At 68.7% G+C, this 18,080-nt stretch carries 15 protein-coding genes; 9 read left to right on the top strand and 6 right to left on the bottom strand.

The genetic code is table 11. The features are described 5' to 3' along the window. The first annotated feature begins 159 nt into the window (after positions 1-159). The 3 genes from ITJ62_RS12455 to ITJ62_RS12445 are packed head-to-tail and all read left to right on the top strand — an operon-like array spanning position 160 to position 1,625. Complete coding sequence (locus tag ITJ62_RS12455) at positions 160-810, top strand: 2-phosphosulfolactate phosphatase (protein WP_194602352.1); 651 nt, start codon at positions 160-162, stop codon at positions 808-810. A gap of 9 nt (positions 811-819) precedes the next feature. Continuing rightward, entirely contained in the window at positions 820-1,122 is a 303-nt protein-coding gene (locus tag ITJ62_RS12450) for a DUF427 domain-containing protein (protein ID WP_085510219.1), read from the top strand. Continuing rightward, a complete protein-coding gene (locus ITJ62_RS12445; RefSeq protein ID WP_194602350.1) occupies positions 1,122-1,625 on the top strand; it encodes a DinB family protein in 504 nt (167 codons plus the stop codon). The genes ITJ62_RS12450 and ITJ62_RS12445 overlap by 1 nt, the downstream gene beginning before the upstream one ends. Before the next feature lie 27 nt (positions 1,626-1,652). Here the strand turns inward: ITJ62_RS12445 and ITJ62_RS12440 are convergent, their stop codons facing one another. The 5 genes from ITJ62_RS12440 to ITJ62_RS12420 all read right to left on the bottom strand — a co-directional run bounded on the left by ITJ62_RS12440 (position 1,653) and on the right by ITJ62_RS12420 (position 5,824). After that, a complete protein-coding gene (locus tag ITJ62_RS12440; RefSeq protein WP_194602347.1) occupies positions 1,653-2,474 on the bottom strand; it encodes a TspO/MBR family protein in 822 nt (273 codons plus the stop codon). Between the two features lie 100 nt (positions 2,475-2,574). Next, the gene (locus ITJ62_RS12435; protein WP_194602344.1) at positions 2,575-3,141 is read right to left on the bottom strand and encodes a DUF1697 domain-containing protein; all 567 of its coding nucleotides are present in this window, start codon (positions 3,139-3,141) and stop codon (positions 2,575-2,577) included. Further along, positions 3,138-3,662, bottom strand: coding sequence for a SprT-like domain-containing protein (locus ITJ62_RS12430; RefSeq protein ID WP_191940605.1), 525 nt, complete (start codon positions 3,660-3,662; stop codon positions 3,138-3,140). Before ITJ62_RS12430 ends, ITJ62_RS12435 begins: the two co-directional genes overlap by 4 nt. A gap of 72 nt (positions 3,663-3,734) precedes the next feature. After that, the gene (locus ITJ62_RS12425; RefSeq protein ID WP_194602342.1) at positions 3,735-4,967 is read right to left on the bottom strand and encodes a sorbosone dehydrogenase family protein; all 1,233 of its coding nucleotides are present in this window, start codon (positions 4,965-4,967) and stop codon (positions 3,735-3,737) included. 2 nt (positions 4,968-4,969) lie between these two features. After that, on the bottom strand, positions 4,970-5,824 hold the full coding sequence (locus ITJ62_RS12420) for a spermidine synthase (protein WP_071259566.1): 855 nt from the start codon (positions 5,822-5,824) through the stop codon (positions 4,970-4,972). Positions 5,825-5,880: 56 nt separating this feature from the next. Between ITJ62_RS12420 and ITJ62_RS12415 the strand changes: the two genes are divergently transcribed. The 6 genes from ITJ62_RS12415 to ITJ62_RS12390 all read left to right on the top strand — a co-directional run bounded on the left by ITJ62_RS12415 (position 5,881) and on the right by ITJ62_RS12390 (position 16,792). Further along, the gene (locus tag ITJ62_RS12415; RefSeq protein WP_194602340.1) at positions 5,881-6,669 is read left to right on the top strand and encodes a 5-oxoprolinase subunit PxpA; all 789 of its coding nucleotides are present in this window, start codon (positions 5,881-5,883) and stop codon (positions 6,667-6,669) included. Beyond that, the gene (locus ITJ62_RS12410; RefSeq protein ID WP_370581905.1) at positions 6,663-7,358 is read left to right on the top strand and encodes an allophanate hydrolase subunit 1; all 696 of its coding nucleotides are present in this window, start codon (positions 6,663-6,665) and stop codon (positions 7,356-7,358) included. The genes ITJ62_RS12415 and ITJ62_RS12410 overlap by 7 nt, the downstream gene beginning before the upstream one ends. Continuing rightward, positions 7,355-8,224 (top strand): biotin-dependent carboxyltransferase family protein, encoded by an 870-nt coding sequence (locus tag ITJ62_RS12405; RefSeq protein WP_194602337.1) that lies wholly within the window; start codon positions 7,355-7,357, stop codon positions 8,222-8,224. Before ITJ62_RS12410 ends, ITJ62_RS12405 begins: the two co-directional genes overlap by 4 nt. Before the next feature lie 236 nt (positions 8,225-8,460). Then, the gene (rpoB, locus tag ITJ62_RS12400; RefSeq protein ID WP_064296731.1) at positions 8,461-11,952 is read left to right on the top strand and encodes a DNA-directed RNA polymerase subunit beta; all 3,492 of its coding nucleotides are present in this window, start codon (positions 8,461-8,463) and stop codon (positions 11,950-11,952) included. Between the two features lie 45 nt (positions 11,953-11,997). Beyond that, positions 11,998-15,879, top strand: a complete 3,882-nt coding sequence (locus tag ITJ62_RS12395; protein WP_194602334.1) for a DNA-directed RNA polymerase subunit beta' — start codon at positions 11,998-12,000, stop codon at positions 15,877-15,879. A 142-nt stretch (positions 15,880-16,021) separates the two neighbouring features. Continuing rightward, the gene (locus ITJ62_RS12390) at positions 16,022-16,792 is read left to right on the top strand and encodes a hypothetical protein (protein ID WP_194602331.1); all 771 of its coding nucleotides are present in this window, start codon (positions 16,022-16,024) and stop codon (positions 16,790-16,792) included. A gap of 110 nt (positions 16,793-16,902) precedes the next feature. Here ITJ62_RS12390 and ITJ62_RS12385 read toward each other — a convergent pair whose 3' ends face one another. Further along, a complete protein-coding gene (locus ITJ62_RS12385; protein WP_194602328.1) occupies positions 16,903-17,898 on the bottom strand; it encodes an amidase domain-containing protein in 996 nt (331 codons plus the stop codon). Positions 17,899-18,080 lie beyond the last annotated feature (182 nt).

Raw genomic sequence — 18,080 nt, 5'->3', positions numbered from 1 at the left:
TCACCGCGGGTCTGGCGCGTGAGCGCGCCCCTCCGGAGGCCCGCGCTCACGTGCCAGACCCGCGCTCGCGTCAGCGCACCGCGCTGGCGCCCACCCCCACGGAGGTCTTCGGACGCAACAGTCGTGGGATGGGTGGGTGCGCCTGGATACGATGAACGGGTGAGTACCGCAGCCGCCACACCGCCGCCCGTCCACCCGCCGTTCGCCCAGACGAAGTACCAGGTCAGGTTCGACTGGGGCGTCGCAGGAGCCGGCCGGGTCGAGGCGGCGGACGTCGCGGTGGTCGTGGACGTGCTCCACGCGACGACCTCCGTCGAGCAGCGCGTGAGCGGCGGGGAGACCGTCGCCGTCGCCGAGCTGGACGACCGCGGTGAGGCGGCGCAGATCGCCACGCTCCTCGCCGACGCGGGTGCGACGGTCGTCGCCGGGTGCCTGCGCAACCGGTCGGCGGTCGCGGACTGGATCATCGCGAAGCAGGCCGAGCTCGGTCGGCGCACGAGCATCGTCGTCATCGCGGTCGGCGAACTCGACGACACGGCCGAGACCCGGTTCGCCGTCGAGGACCTCTTCGGGGCCGGTGCCGTGATCGAGGCGCTGGGGCTCCGCGGCATCGACTTCACCTCACCGGAGGCCGCTGCCGCCGCCGCTGCATACGAGGGCCTGCGCAACGGCGTCGGGCACCTGCTGTCCGCGTCCGCCACCGCCCAGCAGCTCGCGCAGGCGGGTGCCACGCAGCACGTCCAGGCGGCACGCGAGGTCGACGTGTCAAGCGTCGTCCCGGTCCTGGACGGAGCCGTGTTCCGGGCGTAGTCTCGGCGCATGCGCGCACTCCTCGGAACCACCGTCCTCGCCGAAGCCCCCGAATCGGAGCTCATCAAGATCGAGGGCAACTGGTACTTCCCGCCGTCGAGCCTCAACCGTGAGCGCTTCGTCGAGACCGACACCCAGTACCACTGCCCGTGGAAGGGCGACGCCCAGTACTGGGGCGTCACCGACGGCGGCGAGGTCAAGCCCGATGTCGCCTGGTCGTACCCGACCCCGTATCCGACCGCGTTCGACCGCGTCGGCAAGGACTTCTCCGGCTACGTCGCTTTCGGGAACGAGGTCGAGGTCGTCGACTGATGGCCGACTGGGGCGACCGCCCGCAGCCGCCTGAGCGCGGTGGCGAGCGCGAGACGATCGAGGGGTTCCTCGATCTGCAGCGCGCGAGCATCGTCTGGAAGGCACGCGGACTCACCGACGAGCTCGCGGCCAAGCGACTGTTGCCGAGCATCACGACGGTGTCGGGCGTCATCCGACACCTCGCCGATGTCGAGCGCAGCTGGTTCCGCGAGGACATGGACGGGCAGTCGGACGTCCCGGCACGGTGGACCGACGACGACCCCGACGGCGAATGGCGCGTCACGGCCGACGACAGCCTGGCCGAGATCATCGCCGACTACGAGGCCGCCTGTGCGGAGTCCCGCGAGGTGGCGTCGCGGTATCAGCTCGACGACGTCTGCCGCGGCAACGACCAGCGGTTCACGCTGCGGTGGATCGAGCTCCACATGATCGAGGAGACGGCTCGGCATCTCGGGCACATCGACGTCCTCCGCGAACAGCTCGACGGCCGCACAGGCGAGTAGCGCCGCGGCCGTCGAGCGTGCGGAGCGTCAGGCTCCCACGAGCGCTGCGCGGTCGCGTCCTCGCGAGACGCGGACGACGACGGTGACGACGGCCACCACGACCGCGACGACCAGCGCCGCGACCCCGGCTTCGGTCGAGAGCAGTTCGCCGGTGAATCGGCCCACGGCCACCCACGCGAGCCCCCAGCAGAGCGACAGCATGGGGGCGATGCGTCCGCGGCCGGCGACCGCGAGCAGGATCCCGACCGCGCCGGCGACCGCGAGGACGATGATCGCCCAGACACCGGCAGCCGGGCCGTCCGCGCTCCCGATGCCGGATCCGACGAGCGCAGCGGTGATGTTCGCCGCCGTCGCGACGCACACCCACCCGAGGTAGAGGCCCATCGTGCCGTCCGTGATGATCGTGTCGACCACGCCGGACGGCCTGGTCCGGAGCACGACCACGAAGATGCGGGCCAGGACACCGAGGAGGGCGATGATCACGAACACGCTCAGGATCAGGAAGCCCGCCTGCACCACGAGGATCCACGCCGCGTTCAGCAGCAGGCTCGCCACGACCCAGTAGCCGAGACGACGGTGGCGCTCACGGGTCGTCTGCGAGGGCATGAACTGCCAGACCGCATAGGCGACGAGCCCGAGGTAGATGATGCTCCAGATGGAGAACGCGGGCCCGTCCGGCGCGATCGGTGTCGACGAGGCGCTCAACGCGCCGTTCGCCGCGTTCTGGACCTGCGTCCCCCCGGCGGCTCCCGACCCGATGTAGGAGCCGATGATCGCGAGGACCGCGCTGACGGCGACGGCGATCTGCCGGACGCGGTCCGCGGTGGTGGGTGAATCGGTGCCGGTCATGACGCATGCCTCCAGAATTGTGCAGCTAGCTGATCAATTCAGCGTACGCCACCGTCGAGTACCTCGCAGGGGCTTGCGCCGGTGCCGCGGAACAGCCCGCTCAGAGGAGTTTGCGCAGCGTCCGCAGGTTGCGCGTGGTGACGTGCGGCTTGAACCGGGCCTTCGAGGACTCCTTCGCGAAAGCGGTGTCGGTGCTCGAACCCTTCGGGACCTCCCAGTAGAGGACGCCGTCGCCGGGTGCGACGCGGTCGGGCTGCTCCCCGGCTTCCGCCGAGAACGCGAGCAGGGCGTCGAGCGACCTCTGCTCGGAGGAGAACATGACGTACGGCTGGACGTGCTCGGCCTCCGGCCAGGGATAGGCCTCGATGACGTCGGCGAGTGCGTGCTGCTGCGTGAGCACGATCCACGCCTCGTAACCGAAGGCCTCCGAGAGCGCCTGCTCGATGCGCCGTTTCAGCGTGCCGGGTGCATCGTCTGCCGTCTCGCCGGGCTCGTGCTCGGGGTCGTCGAAGACGACGTTGCCGCTCGCGAGGACGGTGCGGACTCCCGAGAACCCGGCCGATCGGAACACCTCGGCCAGGTCGGCGGAGCGGATCGTGACGCCGCCGACGTTGACCCCGCGCAGGAGCGCGATCCAGCTGTCGGTGGGAACCGCTCCGGCGGTCATGACCCGGTGCCCGGTTCGGGCTGGGTGGAGCCGTCGAACGCGGCCGCCCGACGCCGCATGGCCGGCGTGACCTCCCGGTGCACCCAGCTGAGGAGGAAGCGTTCGTCCCAGGAGCGCGAGCACTTGCCACACGAGGTGGCCCGGCTCGGGCGCCGATGCCGGTAGAGGACATGGCCCGAGGGGCAGGTGCCGACCCACGGGGCGAGTTCGTCGGCCGTCTGGCCCTCGTGGAGCCGCGAGCCCTCGTAGCCGATCTCCTCGGCGACCTTGCGCCACTTGGGTCCGTGCCCGGCGCGCGCCCCGGCGAGGGCGTGCGCGACCTCGTGGAGGAGGATCTGGTGGATCTCGTCGTCGTCGTAGCGTGCAGCGAGATAGCGCGAGACGGTGATGCGCTTCGTCGTGAAGTTGCACAGGCCGGCGCGTCGCTTGGCGTTGTCGAAGCCGAAGGTCCAGACCGTCGGGTCGAGGTGCAGCACGATGAGCGCCTGTGCCCACGCCGTGACCCGACTGAGTTCTGCCATGCCTGGATGGTACTCCCGGCGACCGACACCGGACCGCAGGAGCGGGATGACCCACCGGTGTGGCGGTCGCCCTCAGCGGGCCGCGAGCGGGGCGAGGGGGAGTTCGACGATCCGGTCGTCCTCGGTCCCGGGCGAGCCCCGGCCGTCGGTGTTGTTCGTGAGGATCCAGGCGGTCCCCGGCGGGCCGGCGACGACGTCGCGGATCCGTCCGAACTCGCCGACGAGGTAGGGCACCGCGTCGATCACGCCCACGAGCGCGCTGCTCCCCGCTGGCACGTGCACCCCGTCGGTGATGCCGTACAGGCGCTCGCCGCGGAGCGAGGCCATGAAGATCGTGTCGTCGATGATCGCGAGACCGCTCGGGCTCGCGTCCTCCGTGGCCCACTGCGCGACCGGGTCGATCATGCCCTGGGCTCCGGCGATGCCCTCGGCGACCGGCCAGCCGTAGTTGCCACCGGGGGTGATCCGGTTGAGCTCGTCCCAGGTGTTCTGCCCGAACTCGCTCGCCCACAGGCCGCCGTCGCGATCCCACGCGATGCCCTGCGGGTTGCGATGGCCGAGGGAGAAGACGGGCGATCCCGGGAAGGGGTTGTCGCCCGGCACCGCGCCGTCGGGTGTGAGCCGCAGGATCTTCCCGCCGAGGCTGTCCACGTCCTGAGCCAGGCTGCGGTCACCGGCGTCGCCCGCGGTGGCGTAGAGCATGCCGTCCGGTCCGAACGCGATGCGTCCGCCGTTGTGGTTCCCGGCCCGGGGGATGCCGACGAGGACCTCCTCGACGCCGCCGAGCGCGTACGACCCGGCCGCTCCCGTGAGCGGGAACCGCACGATGCGGTTGTCGGACGAGGTCGTCAGGGAGGCGTAGAGCCAGGTTCCCGCGGTCTCCGATCCCGCCGGCGTGAGGACGGCGAGCCCGAGCAGCCCGCCCTCGCCTCCCGCGGCCACCCCGGGGACCACGCCGACCTGCCGCACCGCGCCGCCGCTGACGACCTCGACGACGTCGCCTGCGTCGCGCTGGCTCACCAGCGTGCTGCCCGAGGCGAGTCGGACCATCGACCAGGGCGCATCGAGGCCGCCGACGACCATGGTGGCCTCACCGGTCGGGGCGACCGGTCCGGTGGGAACCGCGGATGTGGGCGTCGACGCGGACGCGCTCGGCGCTGGGGAGGGCGAGAGGGAAGCCGTATCCGGTGATCGTGGCTCACCCTCGGTGCAGGCCACGAGCGCCAGGGCGGTGGCGGCGAGCAGGGTGGTGAGCGAGGTGGGCGCACGCAGGCCCCGTCGTCGCGGCGTCTGCGTGGTGGCCATGGTCAGCCCTTCGTCTGGAAGATGCCCTGGGCGGGGTTCGGGGAGGGGACGGCGGTCGTGTCCGTCACGACCTGCGCGCCCGCGATGAAGGCGCGCAGCTCGGCGCCCGCCACGGCCTTGGCGGGGTGGGGTCCGGCCGCGAGGAGCCTCGGCAGGAAGTCGAGTGGGAGGGCGGTGTTCGATCCGACGAGGACGACGTTGCCGAAGCGGCGGCCTTTGAGGATCTGCGTCTCCGCGAGGGCGGCGACGTGCGACACGGAGTCGGCGAGCGTCGCGGCCTGTCCGCGGGCGAACGCGAGTCCGCGGCCGTCGGCAACGTTCACGACGATGACGCCGGTCGGAGACAGCAGCTCGACCGCCGAGGCGTAGAACTCCGTGCTCGTGACATGGGCCGGCGTGTTGGCGCCGCTGAAGATGTCGACGACGACGAGGTCGACGGTGCCCCGGAGGCCTGGCGGCAGCTTCGCGACGATCTCGCGGGCGTCGCCGTAGCGGACGCGGATCTGTGCGCGCTTCGACCATGGGAGGTGCTCGCGCACGAGATCGATGAGTTCGCGCTCGAGCTCGACGACCTGCTGCCGCGAGCCCGGCCTCGTCGCCTCCACGTAGCGGGGGAGGGTGAGCGCGCCAGCACCGAGGTGCACCGCCGTGATCGGCTGACCGGGATCGGCGATCTCGTCGATGATGTGACCGATCCGCTGGATGTACTCGAAGAAGAGCTCCTCGGGCTGATCGAGGTTGACGTGCGACTGCGGCGTGCCGTCGACCACCAGCTGATAGGTGCCCGGCACGAAGCGGTCGGCCTCGATCCTGGCCAGGTATCCGCTGACGCCGAGTCGTACCTGTGCCTCGTCCATACCCCCACCCTAGACTTTCCCGCAGTGGTGGGAGGCGGAGCGGAAGGGGTGCGGCCGTGGCGCAGGTGGACCTCAACAGCGACCTCGGCGAGGTCTGGCGCGGAGCGCCGACCGCCGACGACGACGCCATGTTCGCCCTCATCACGAGCGCGAACATCGCCTGCGGCTTCCACGCCGGGGACGACGCGTCCATGCGCGACGCCGTCCGCCGCTCGACGGCCCACGGGGTGTCGCTCGGCGCCCACCCCTCCTACCGGGACGAGGCGGGCTTCGGTCGACGCGACCAGGACGTACCGGCCGAGGTGCTCGAGGCCGAGGTCGTGGAGCAGCTCCGCGCCCTGCAGCGGGCGGTCGACGAGGTCGGCGAGGTCGACGGCGTCGACGCGCGGCTCGCCTACGTGAAGCCGCACGGTGCCCTATACAACCGGATCGCGCTCGACCGGGTGCAGGCGAGCGCGGTCGTCCGGGCGGTGGTCACGGCCTCCGAGGAGCTCGGGCGACCACTTCCCGTGCTCGGTCTGCCCGGCTCCGTGATCGAACGCGAGACCCTCGCCGCCGGGCTCCGCTTCGTCGCTGAGGCCTTCGTCGACCGCGGCTACCGCTCGGACGGTTCGCTCGTCCCGCGCGATACCCCCGGGGCACTGGTCACCGATGAGGCGGCCGCCGCCCGCCGCGCCGTCTCCCTCGTCCTCGACCGACGCATCACCAGTGTCGACGGTGCAGACGTCGAACTCGACGCGGTCTCGCTCTGCATGCACGGCGACACCCCCGGGGCCGTATCGCTTGCCACGACGGTCAGGGCCGCCCTGCTGGACGCCGGCGTCGAACTGGTCGCGCCGTGGTGAACGCGGACATCTCCTCCGGACCCGTGCTCCGAGCGATGGGGGATGAGGCCGTGCTCCTCGAACTCGCATCGCTCGAGGACGTCCTGCTCGTACACCGGGCGCTCGCCGCCTCACGCCCGGCGGGGCTGGTCGACCTCGTCCCGGCTGCCCGGACCGTGCTCGCCGTGACGGACGCGCGGGGCCCGGCGCTCGCCGCGGTGCGGGCCTGGCTGCTCGCGACCGCGGAACGGGCGCTCGCACCCGGCGCGGGAGGCTCGACGGGCGCTGTCGAAGAGGAGGTGGGGCGGCCGGACGTGGTCATCCACGTCCGCTACGACGGCCAGGACCTCGCCGAGACGGCGGCGCTGCTCGGCATGGACGCCGACGGTCTCATCGCCTGGCACACCGCTCACGCCTGGACCGTCGCCTTCAGCGGCTTCGCGCCGGGATTCGCCTACCTCGTGCCGGAGCGGGAGGACGAGGCGATCGGCCGGCCACTCGAGATCCCGCGCCTGAGCGTGCCGCGGACGACCGTCCCCGCCGGTTCGGTGGCGCTCGCCGGAACGTTCAGCGGCGTCTATCCGCGAGCCTCCCCGGGCGGGTGGCGCATCGTCGGGACGACCGACGCCGTCCTGTGGGACGACGCAGCGGACCCGCCCGCCCTCCTCGTCCCCGGCGGCCGGGTGCGCTTCGTGCAGGTCGCCGCATGATGGGCGGGACGTTGCTCGTGGAGGCGGCGGGACCGGCGACCACCGTGCAGGACCTGGGTCGACCTGGGGCCGCGGCCCTCGGGGTCAGCCCGTCCGGCGCGCTCGACCGCGGCGCCCTGTGCCTCGCCAACCGTCTCGTCGGCAACCCGGAGGGCCGTGCGGCGCTCGAGGTCGTCCTGGGCCCGTTCGCGGCCGTCCCCGACGTCGACCTCTGGATCGCCGTGACCGGCGCGTGGGGTCCGATCACCGTCGACGGCAGGCCGTCCGACGGGCACCGCGCCGTCCGCGTACAAGCCGGCTCCCGGCTCGAACTCGGCGTGGCGACACACGGGCTCCGGTACGTCCTCGCCGTCCGCGGCGGCTTCGACGGCCCGCAGGTCCTCGGCTCGCGGTCGACCGACACCCTGGCCGGCCTCGGTCCGGCACCGGTGGTCGCCGGCGATCGACTCCCCGTCCTCCCCACCCCGCGCCGCCGCGTCCCTCCGCTCGACATCGCCCCGTGGACGCGGCCCGACGCCGGGGAGCGTCTCGTGCGGGTCTCGCCGGGGCCCCGCCGGGACTGGTTCGACGACGCCTCCCGCCAGCGCCTCGTCGAGCAGCCGTGGACCATCACGGCCGACGCCGATCGCATCGGGATGCGCCTCGACGGGCCGCCGCTCGAGCGACTCGATCCCGGTCGGGAACTGCCGAGCGAGGGCATGGTCGCCGGGGCGGTCCAGGTGCCGCCGAGCGGTCTGCCGACGATCCTGTCGGCCGACCACCCCGTCACCGGCGGGTATCCGGTCATCGCGGTCGTGCGCGCCGCGGACCGCGACCTCCTGGCGCAGCTCCGGCCCGGTCAGCGCCTGCGGTTCAGCGCGAGTTGACGGGAACATCGGGGCGACGCGGCGGTTATACCGGAAAGTCGAAAACTCGTCAAGGAAAGAGTAGACACGCCGAAGATTCCGGCATATAGTTGTTCTTTGCGCTCCCAGAATCTCTATGCCTTCATATTGCGGTCGGCTGGTGTGCGGGTCCAACCCGCCACATGTTCTCTTTCTGGTGAGTAACTCCACTGACGACCAGTAACTCGGCCCCCAACAGGCCTCCGGAGGTTATCCCCTTGGCTGCTGCGCGCAACGCAACCACCAACTCACCCAAGAACGGCCGCGGAGCATCCCGCCTCTCGTTCGCGAAGATCACCGACACGCTCACGGTTCCAGACCTCCTGGCTCTGCAGACCGAGAGCTTCGACTGGCTGGTCGGCAACGACGTGTGGAAGGCACGCGTCGCAGAAGCCACCCAGGCCGGCCGACAGGACCTGCCCACGAAGAGCGGCCTCGACGAGATCTTCGAGGAGATCTCGCCCATCGAGGACCTCGGCGAGACGATGCAGCTCTCCTTCGCCAACCCGTACCTCGAGCCCGAGAAGTACTCCATCGACGAGTGCAAGGAGCGCGGCAAGACGTACGCGGCCCCGCTCTACGTCGAGGCCGAGTTCATGAACCACCTCACCGGTGAGATCAAGACGCAGACGGTCTTCATGGGCGACTTCCCGCTCATGACCGAGCGCGGTACCTTCATCATCAACGGCACCGAGCGTGTCGTCGTCTCGCAGCTCGTCCGCAGCCCGGGCGTGTACTTCGAGTCGGCTCAGGAGAAGACCTCCGACAAGGACATCTTCTCCGCTCGGGTCATCCCGAGCCGCGGTGCCTGGCTCGAGTTCGAGATCGACAAGCGCGACCAGGTCGGCGTCCGCATCGACCGTAAGCGCAAGCAGTCCGTCACCGTGTTCCTCAAGGCGCTCGGCATGACGAGCGAGGAGATCCTCGAGGAGTTCAAGGGCTACGAGTCGATCGAGCTCACCCTCGAGAAGGACACGATCCTCACCAAGGAGGACGCGCTCCGCGACATCTACCGCAAGCTCCGTCCGGGCGAGCAGGTCGCAGCCGAGGCCGCGCGTGCGCTCCTCGACAACTTCTACTTCAACTCGAAGCGCTACGACCTCGCGAAGGTCGGCCGGTACAAGATCAACAACAAGCTCGGTCTCGACAAGCCGCTCAGCGACTCCGTCCTGACGACCGACGACATCGTCGCCACGATCAAGTACCTCGTCGCCCTGCACCGCGGCACGGCCACCCTCCCTGGTGTCCGCAACGGCAAGCCCGTCGACCTCCGTCTCGACACGGACGACATCGACAACTTCGGCAACCGTCGCATCCGCGCCGTCGGCGAGCTCATCCAGAACCAGGTCCGCACTGGTCTGTCCCGCATGGAGCGCGTCGTCCGCGAGCGCATGACCACGCAGGACATCGAGGCCATCACGCCGCAGACCCTGATCAACGTGCGCCCCGTCGTCGCCGCGATCAAGGAGTTCTTCGGGACCTCGCAGCTGTCGCAGTTCATGGACCAGAACAACCCGCTCGCGGGTCTGACCCACAAGCGTCGCCTCTCGGCGCTCGGCCCCGGTGGTCTGTCGCGTGAGCGTGCAGGCGTCGAGGTGCGAGACGTCCACCCGTCGCACTACGGCCGCATGTGCCCGATCGAGACCCCGGAAGGCCCGAACATCGGCCTCATCGGTTCGCTCGCATCGTTCGCGCGGATCAACTCGTTCGGTTTCATCGAGACCCCGTACCGTCGCGTCGTCGACGGCCGGGTCACCGAGGACATCGACTACCTGACCGCGATGGAAGAGGACAACTACATCGTCGCGCAGGCCAACGCTCCCCTGAAGAGCGACGGCCACTTCCAGGAGGACCGCGTCCTCGCCCGGAAGAAGGGCGGCGAGGTCGACCTCATCCCGTCCGAGGAGATCGGCTACATGGACGTCTCCCCGCGCCAGATGGTGTCGGTCGCGACCTCCCTCATCCCGTTCCTCGAGCACGACGACGCGAACCGCGCACTCATGGGTGCCAACATGCAGCGTCAGGCCGTCCCGCTCCTCATGTCGGACTCGCCGCTCGTCGGTACCGGTATGGAGGGCTACGCAGCCATCGACGCGGGTGACGTCGTCACCGCCGACAAGGCCGGAGTCGTCCAGGAGGTGTCGGCCGAGTCCGTCACCATCCAGCTCGACGAGGGTGGCACGCAGACCTACTACCTGCGCAAGTTCGACCGCTCCAACCAGGGCACGAGCTACAACAACCGCGTCATCGTCTCCGAGGGTGCACGCATCGAGGCCGGCGAGGTCATCGCCGACGGCCCCGCCACGGAGAACGGCGAGCTCGCGCTCGGCAAGAACCTCCTCGTCGCCTTCATGACGTGGGAGGGTCACAACTTCGAGGACGCGATCATCCTCAGCCAGAACCTGGTGAAGGACGACGTCCTCTCCTCGATCCACATCGAGGAGTACGAGGTCGACGCCCGCGACACCAAGCTCGGCAAGGAGGAGATCACCCGTGATCTCCCGAACGTCAGCCCGGAGCTGCTCAAGGACCTCGACGAGCGCGGCATCATCCGCATCGGTGCCGAGGTCCGCCCCGGCGACATCCTCGTCGGCAAGGTCACGCCGAAGGGTGAGACCGAGCTCTCCGCCGAGGAGCGCCTGCTCCGCGCCATCTTCAACGAGAAGAGCCGCGAAGTCCGCGACACCTCGCTGAAGGTTCCCCACGGTGAAGCCGGCACGATCATCGCCGTCAAGGTGTTCGACGCACAGGACGGCGACGACGAGCTCGGCTCGGGCGTCAACCAGCGTGTGGTCGTCTACATCGCCCAGAAGCGCAAGATCACCGAGGGCGACAAGCTCGCCGGCCGTCACGGCAACAAGGGTGTCATCGCGAAGATCCTGCCCGTCGAGGACATGCCGTTCCTCGAGGACGGCACGCCGGTCGACGTCATCCTCAACCCGCTCGGTATCCCCGGTCGAATGAACTTCGGTCAGGTCCTCGAGATCCACCTGGGGTGGATCGCGAAGCAGGGCTGGAACGTCGAGGGCAAGCCCAGCTGGGCCAAGAAGCTCCCGGCTGCCGCGCACTCGGCCGAGCCGAACACCAAGGTCGCGACCCCGGTGTTCGACGGCGCCTCCGAGGAGGAGATCGCCGGTCTGCTCGACTCGACCAACGTCACCCGCGACGGCGACCGCCTCATCGGTTCCTCCGGAAAGGCCCGTCTGTTCGACGGCCGCTCGGGCGAGCCGTTCCCGGCACCGGTCTCGGTCGGCTACATGTACATCCTCAAGCTGCACCACCTCGTGGACGACAAGATCCACGCGCGTTCGACGGGTCCGTACTCGATGATCACGCAGCAGCCGCTCGGTGGTAAGGCTCAGTTCGGTGGACAGCGCTTCGGTGAGATGGAGGTCTGGGCCCTCGAGGCCTATGGAGCCGCGTACGCGCTCCAGGAGCTCCTGACCATCAAGTCCGACGACATCCTCGGCCGCGTCAAGGTGTACGAGGCCATCGTCAAGGGCGAGAACATCCAGGAGCCGGGTATCCCCGAGAGCTTCAAGGTGCTCATCAAGGAGATGCAGTCGCTGTGCTTGAACGTCGAGGTCCTCTCGGCCGACGGCACCGCGGTGAGCCTGCGCGACACCGACGACGACGCGTTCCGCGCCGCCGAGGAGCTCGGGATCAACATTTCCTCCAGGTTCGAGTCGTCGTCCATCGACGAGATCTAAGCCTGACCACTGTAGAGACTGACGAAACCTTTCATAGGAGATACATTGCTCGACGTCACAACTTTTGACGAGCTTCGCATTGGTCTGGCCACCGCAGACGACATCCGTGCCTGGTCGCACGGAGAGGTCAAGAAGCCCGAGACCATCAACTACCGCACCCTCAAGCCCGAGAAGGACGGTCTGTTCGGTGAGCAGATCTTCGGTCCTTCCCGCGACTGGGAGTGCGCCTGCGGCAAGTACAAGCGGGTCCGCTTCAAGGGCATCGTGTGCGAGCGCTGCGGTGTCGAGGTCACGAAGTCGTCGGTGCGCCGTGAGCGCATGGGCCACATCGAACTCGCCGCCCCGGTCACGCACATCTGGTACTTCAAGGGTGTCCCCTCGCGCCTCGGCTACCTGCTGGACATGGCGCCCAAGGACCTCGAGAAGGTCATCTACTTCGCGGCCTACATGGTCATCGATGTGGACGAGGACGCACGTCACCAGGACATGCCCGGCCTTGAGAACGAGCTCCGTCTCGAGATCAAGACGCTCGGCGACCAGCGCGACTCGCGCATCGCAGACCGCCTGAAGAAGCTCGAGGACGACCTCGTCGCCCTCGAGGAGGAAGGCGCCAAGAGCGAGCAGAAGCGTCGCACCAAGGACGCCGCCGAGAAGGAGATGAGCCAGACCCGCAAGTCCTACGACGAGCAGATCGCTCACCTCGAGCGCGTCTGGGAGGACTTCCGCAACCTCAAGGTCGGCGACCTCAAGCCCGAGGACTCGGTGTTCCACGAGCTGCAGGACCGCTTCGGCCTGTACTTCGAGGCCTACATGGGTGCCGAGGCGGTCAAGAAGCGCCTGCTGTCCTTCGACCTCGCGGCCGAGTCCGAGCTGCTCCACCACCAGATCGCGGAGGGCAAGGGTCAGAAGAAGATCCGCGCCATCAAGCGTCTGCGCGTGGTCAACTCGTTCCTCATCACCGGCAACTCGCCGGCCGCGATGGTGCTCGACGTGGTCCCGGTCATCCCGCCGGAGCTCCGCCCGATGGTGCAGCTCGACGGTGGCCGCTTCGCGACCTCCGACCTCAACGACCTCTACCGTCGTGTGATCAACCGCAACAACCGACTGCGTCGTCTGCTCGACCTCGGGGCTCCCGAGATCATCGTCAACAACGAGAAGCGGATGCTGCAGGAGGCCGTCGACGCACTGTTCGACAACGGTCGTCGTGGTCGCCCCGTCACCGGTACCGGCAACCGTGCCCTGAAGTCCCTCAGCGACATGCTGAAGGGTAAGCAGGGTCGATTCCGCCAGAACCTGCTCGGCAAGCGCGTCGACTACTCGGGCCGTTCGGTCATCATCGTCGGCCCGCAGCTGAAGCTGCACCAGTGTGGTCTGCCCAAGCAGATGGCGCTGGAGCTCTTCAAGCCGTTCGTCATCAAGCGCCTGATCGACCTGAGCCACGCTCAGAACATCAAGGCCGCGAAGCGCATGGTCGAGCGCAGCCGTCCCGAGGTCTGGGACGTGCTGGAGGAGATCATCCGCGAGCGTCCCGTGCTGCTGAACCGTGCGCCAACGCTGCACCGTCTCGGCATCCAGGCGTTCGAGCCTCAGCTCGTCGAGGGCAAGGCCATCCAGCTGCACCCGCTCGTCTGTGCCGCGTTCAACGCGGACTTCGACGGCGACCAGATGGCTGTCCACCTCCCGCTCTCCGTCGAGGCCCAGGCCGAGGCGCGCATCCTGATGCTCGCGTCGAACAACATCCTGAAGCCGTCCGACGGCCGTCCGGTCACCCTGCCCACGCAGGACATGATCATCGGTCTCCACCACCTGACCACCCTCAAGGAGGGTGTCGAGGGTGAGGGCCGTGCCTTCTCGTCCGTCGCCGAGGCCATCCTCGCGAAGGACCAGGGCTCGCTCGACCTCAACGCCAAGGCGCGCATCCGTCTGACCGACGTGACGTTCGCCGAGGGCACGGGTCCCGAGGGCTACGAGGGCTCGGGTGTCGCACTCGTCGAGACGACCCTCGGTCGCGCACTCTTCAACGAGGCGCTGCCGGCGGACTACCCCTACGTGGAAGACGTGGCGGACAAGGGCAAGCTGTCCTCGATCGTCAACGACCTCGCGGAGCGGTACCCGAAGACGGTCGTCGCCGCCACGCTCGACAACATCAAGGACGCCGGTTTCCACTGGGCGACGCGTTCCGGTGTGACCGTTGCGCTCAGCGACGTCCTGACCCCGCCGAACAAGCGCGAGATCGTGCAGGGCTACGAGAAGCAGGCCGCCAAGGTCCAGAGCCAGTTCGACAAGGGTCTGACCACGGATGCCGAGCGTCGTCAGGAGCTCATCAAGATCTGGACGGAGGCCACCGAGAAGGTCGCCGAGGCCATGCGCGCGAACTTCCCGGCGGACAACACCATCAACCGCATGGTGTCGTCGGGTGCTCGTGGTAACTGGCTGCAGATCCGCAACATCGCGGGTATGCGAGGCCTGGTGAACAACCCGAAGGGTGAGATCATCCCTCGCCCGATCATCTCCTCCTACCGTGAGGGCCTGTCGGTCGCGGAGTACTTCATCGCGACCCACGGTGCTCGTAAGGGTCTGGCCGACACGGCGCTCCGTACCGCCGACTCGGGATACCTCACGCGTCGTCTCGTCGACGTCTCGCAGGATGTCATCATCCGCGAAGACGACTGCGGCACGACCAAGGGTCTCGAGCTCGCGATCGCGAACGTCGACAGCTCCGGTGAGCTCGTGCGCGACCCGAACGTGGAGAACTCCGTGTTCGCCCGTTCGCTGGCCGCTGCTGCGGTCAACCCGAAGGGTGAGGTCGTCGCCGAGGCCGGCGAGGACGTCGGTGACGTGCTCATCGACAAGCTCGTCTCCGCGGGTGTCGAGAACATCAAGGTGCGCTCGGTCCTGACCTGCGAGTCGACCGTCGGTGTGTGTGCAGCCTGCTACGGCCGCTCGCTCGCCACGGGCAAGCTCGTCGACATCGGCGAGGCCGTCGGCATCATCGCGGCCCAGTCGATCGGTGAGCCCGGTACCCAGCTGACGATGCGTACCTTCCACACGGGTGGTTCGGCATCGGCGGACGACATCACGCAGGGTCTGCCCCGCGTGCAGGAGCTGTTCGAGGCTCGTACCCCCAAGGGTGCGACCCCGATCGCCGAGGCCGCCGGTCGCATCACGATCGACGAGAACGACAAGGCTCGTAAGGTCATCCTGACGCCCGACAACGGCGACGAGCCGGTCGTCTACCCGGTGCTGAAGCGTGCGGTCCTCCTCGTCGAGGACGGACAGCACGTCGAGCTCGGTCAGAAGATCCACGTCGGTGCGGTCGACCCCAAGGAGGTTCTGCGCGTGCAGGGCGTCCGCGAGGTCCAGAAGCACCTCGTCGGTGGCGTCCAGGGCGTGTACCGCTCGCAGGGTGTCCCGATCCACGACAAGCACATCGAGGTCATCGTGCGCCAGATGCTGCGGAAGGTGACCGTCGTCGACCACGGCGACACCGACCTGCTGCCTGGTGAGCTCGTCGACCGCCTGCGCTACGCCGAGCTCAACCGCTCGGCCGTGTCGGAGGGTCGTCGCACCGCATCGGCTCGCCAGGAGGTCATGGGTATCACCAAGGCGTCCCTCGCGACCGAGTCGTGGCTGTCGGCCGCTTCCTTCCAGGAGACCACGCGTGTCCTCACGCAGGCCGCCATGGAAGGCAAGAGCGACCCGCTGGTCGGCCTCAAGGAGAACGTCATCATCGGTAAGCTCATCCCGGCCGGTACCGGCCTGGCGCGCTACCGCAACGTGACGGTCGAGGCCACCGAGGAGGCGAAGGCGGAGCGTTACCCGAACCGCATCTTCGGTGAGGACGGCGCGTTCAACGAGTCCGACCTGAGCTTCGTCGACTTCGACAGCTTCAGCTCCGACGACTTCACCCCCGGTAACTACAACTAGGGCTGAACGACTCACCCGGAGGGCCCGTTCCGATCGTTTCTCGATCGGAACGGGCCCTCCGTCGTTCGTTCGCCCATTCCTGGGCGAACGAATCGGGTACCGGTGAGTTGTGTGGTGGGTCTCCGCACGACATGCTGGTCCGATGAGTGATCAGCCCGAGCAGCCCACCGGCCAGTTCCAGCCGCTGGAGCCGGACACGACCCCGGCGCAGCCGGACGTCCGCTACGGTGCTCCGGCGCCCAAGCGGAAGCGCAATCCGGTCGTCATCGGCCTGAGTGTGCTCGCCGGCGTACTGGCGATCGCGCTCGTCGTGGTCATCGGACTCCTGGTCGTCGGCCCAAGCGGCACTCCCGCAGCCGATTCGACCCGGACGCCGAGCGCGACGGCGACCGCCGGCTCCACTCCTGCTCCGACCACGACGGACGCCGCCGAGACCCCTGCTGCACCGGTGCGTCCGACCGAATGCCCCCAGCTCTTCCCGGCGGGCTACATCGACTCACTCACGGCAGACGGCTTCCTCGCCTTGAACCCGGAATGGTCACTGCCGGAACTCGCCACCGACTTCTTCGGTTCGAACGACAGCGCCCTCGTGGCCGTGATCTCCTCGAACACCGACCGTCTGAACTGTGCCCTGGTGAAGGCGAGCGGTGGCGGCGACGTCGGCATCACCACCAACGTCCTCTCCATCGACGCTGCGACCCAGGCGTCGGTGATCGCGCGGATGAACGAGGCAGGATTCACCTGCTCCGAGGAGACCGGCGGAACGATGTGCTTCACCGAGGTCTCGGAGGACGCCGGTACGTACGGCGAACGTCACTTCGTGCGGGACGGTACCTGGATCGCCACGCGTTGGTCGAACACGAACATCAGCGGCTGGACGCAGGCGATCGTCTCGACGCTCTTCCCCGCCTGACCCCGGCGTCCCGTTCGCAATTCAGGACGAGTCCGGGGCGTCCCGCTCGAACGAGTGTGAGCGGGACCGACATGCCGATGACGTCCTGAGTTGTGAACCGAGCGGGCGGGCTAGGCGATGCTCCAGTAGTACACGGAGGCGCCGGGGTGGAGGACGGTGATCGCCTCGTCGACGGTGCGGTAGTCGGTGTCGTCGGTGTGCCCCGCGTAGTACACCTGGGTGCCGGCGTCCGTGGTCTCGACCTTGGACACGATGCCCGTGTGGTCGCGGTCCCCGCTGTTGTCCCAGTCGAACTGCACGATGTCACCGACCTTCACCTGGTCGCGCTGGGTGTCGTCGAGGGCGGTGGCGAGCTCGGGGTGCTCCTCGACGTAGTTCATGAAGAACGTCGAGCTGACCCAGGCCTTCGAGAAGTCGAAGTCGTCGCCGGTCCCTTCGGCCCACCAGTCCTCGTCCATCGTCCACCCGCGTTCCAAGAGACTCTGGCTGGCGAAGTTCGCGCAGTCGGTGTCGACCAGCGAGCCGTATTCAGCCAGGTTGTAGTCGTTCCAATGCGTGAACACGTAGGCCATCTGCGCGTCGACGGGGCTCGTGATGTCGTAGCTGTAGCTCAACGCGTCGCCGTCGACCCGGAGTTCGTCCGCATACACGGCGATGCCGACCTCGGCGGGGGAGAAGCCGGTGGCGGCCGGCACGGCGACGGTCACCTCGGTGCTCGTCGCCGACAGGATCCGGGCTTCCTGCTCACCGAACACGACGCGGGTCACGCCGTCCACGTCGACACCGCTCACGGTGAGGGTGCTCCCGCCTGCGACGGATCCGGTCGTGGCGGAGATCGCGGTGACCGCCGTGGCGTTGACCGTGGAGGCCGGGACCGTGGACGTCGTCTCCTCCACGGCCTGCGCGGCCGGCTCGGATCCGGTCGCGTCGGAGTGCTGCAGCGCGATCGGGGTGATCACCGCGGTGGCGAGGAGGAGGACGGCTCCGGCAGCGGTACCGGCGACCACGCGTCGCCCGCGCAGGGGGAGGGCGCGGTAGCGGGAGGAGAGCCGCCTGAAGGGGAAACGGGAATCGACGTGACGGTCGTGGGGGAGTTGCTCGGGCATGGGGCCTTTCCGGGGGATGCGCCGTCGGGGGATCGGCGTCGCGGGATCGGCAGTGATCCGACAGGTGTCTGTTATCGCTCCCACTCAAGCGCGCGGAGCTGAGGAGACCGTTTCCTCCGGATATGAATCAGACCTGAATCGGGTCGACCGGAGTGTGCGAGTCCCGGCGAGCTTGCCGGGCA

This window comes from Plantibacter sp. VKM Ac-2876 (assembly GCF_015350715.1).
Classification (GTDB): Bacteria; Actinomycetota; Actinomycetes; order Actinomycetales; family Microbacteriaceae; genus Plantibacter; species Plantibacter auratus.
Note: the sequence above shows the minus strand (reverse complement) of the source record. Positions and strands in the feature narration are given on the sequence as shown.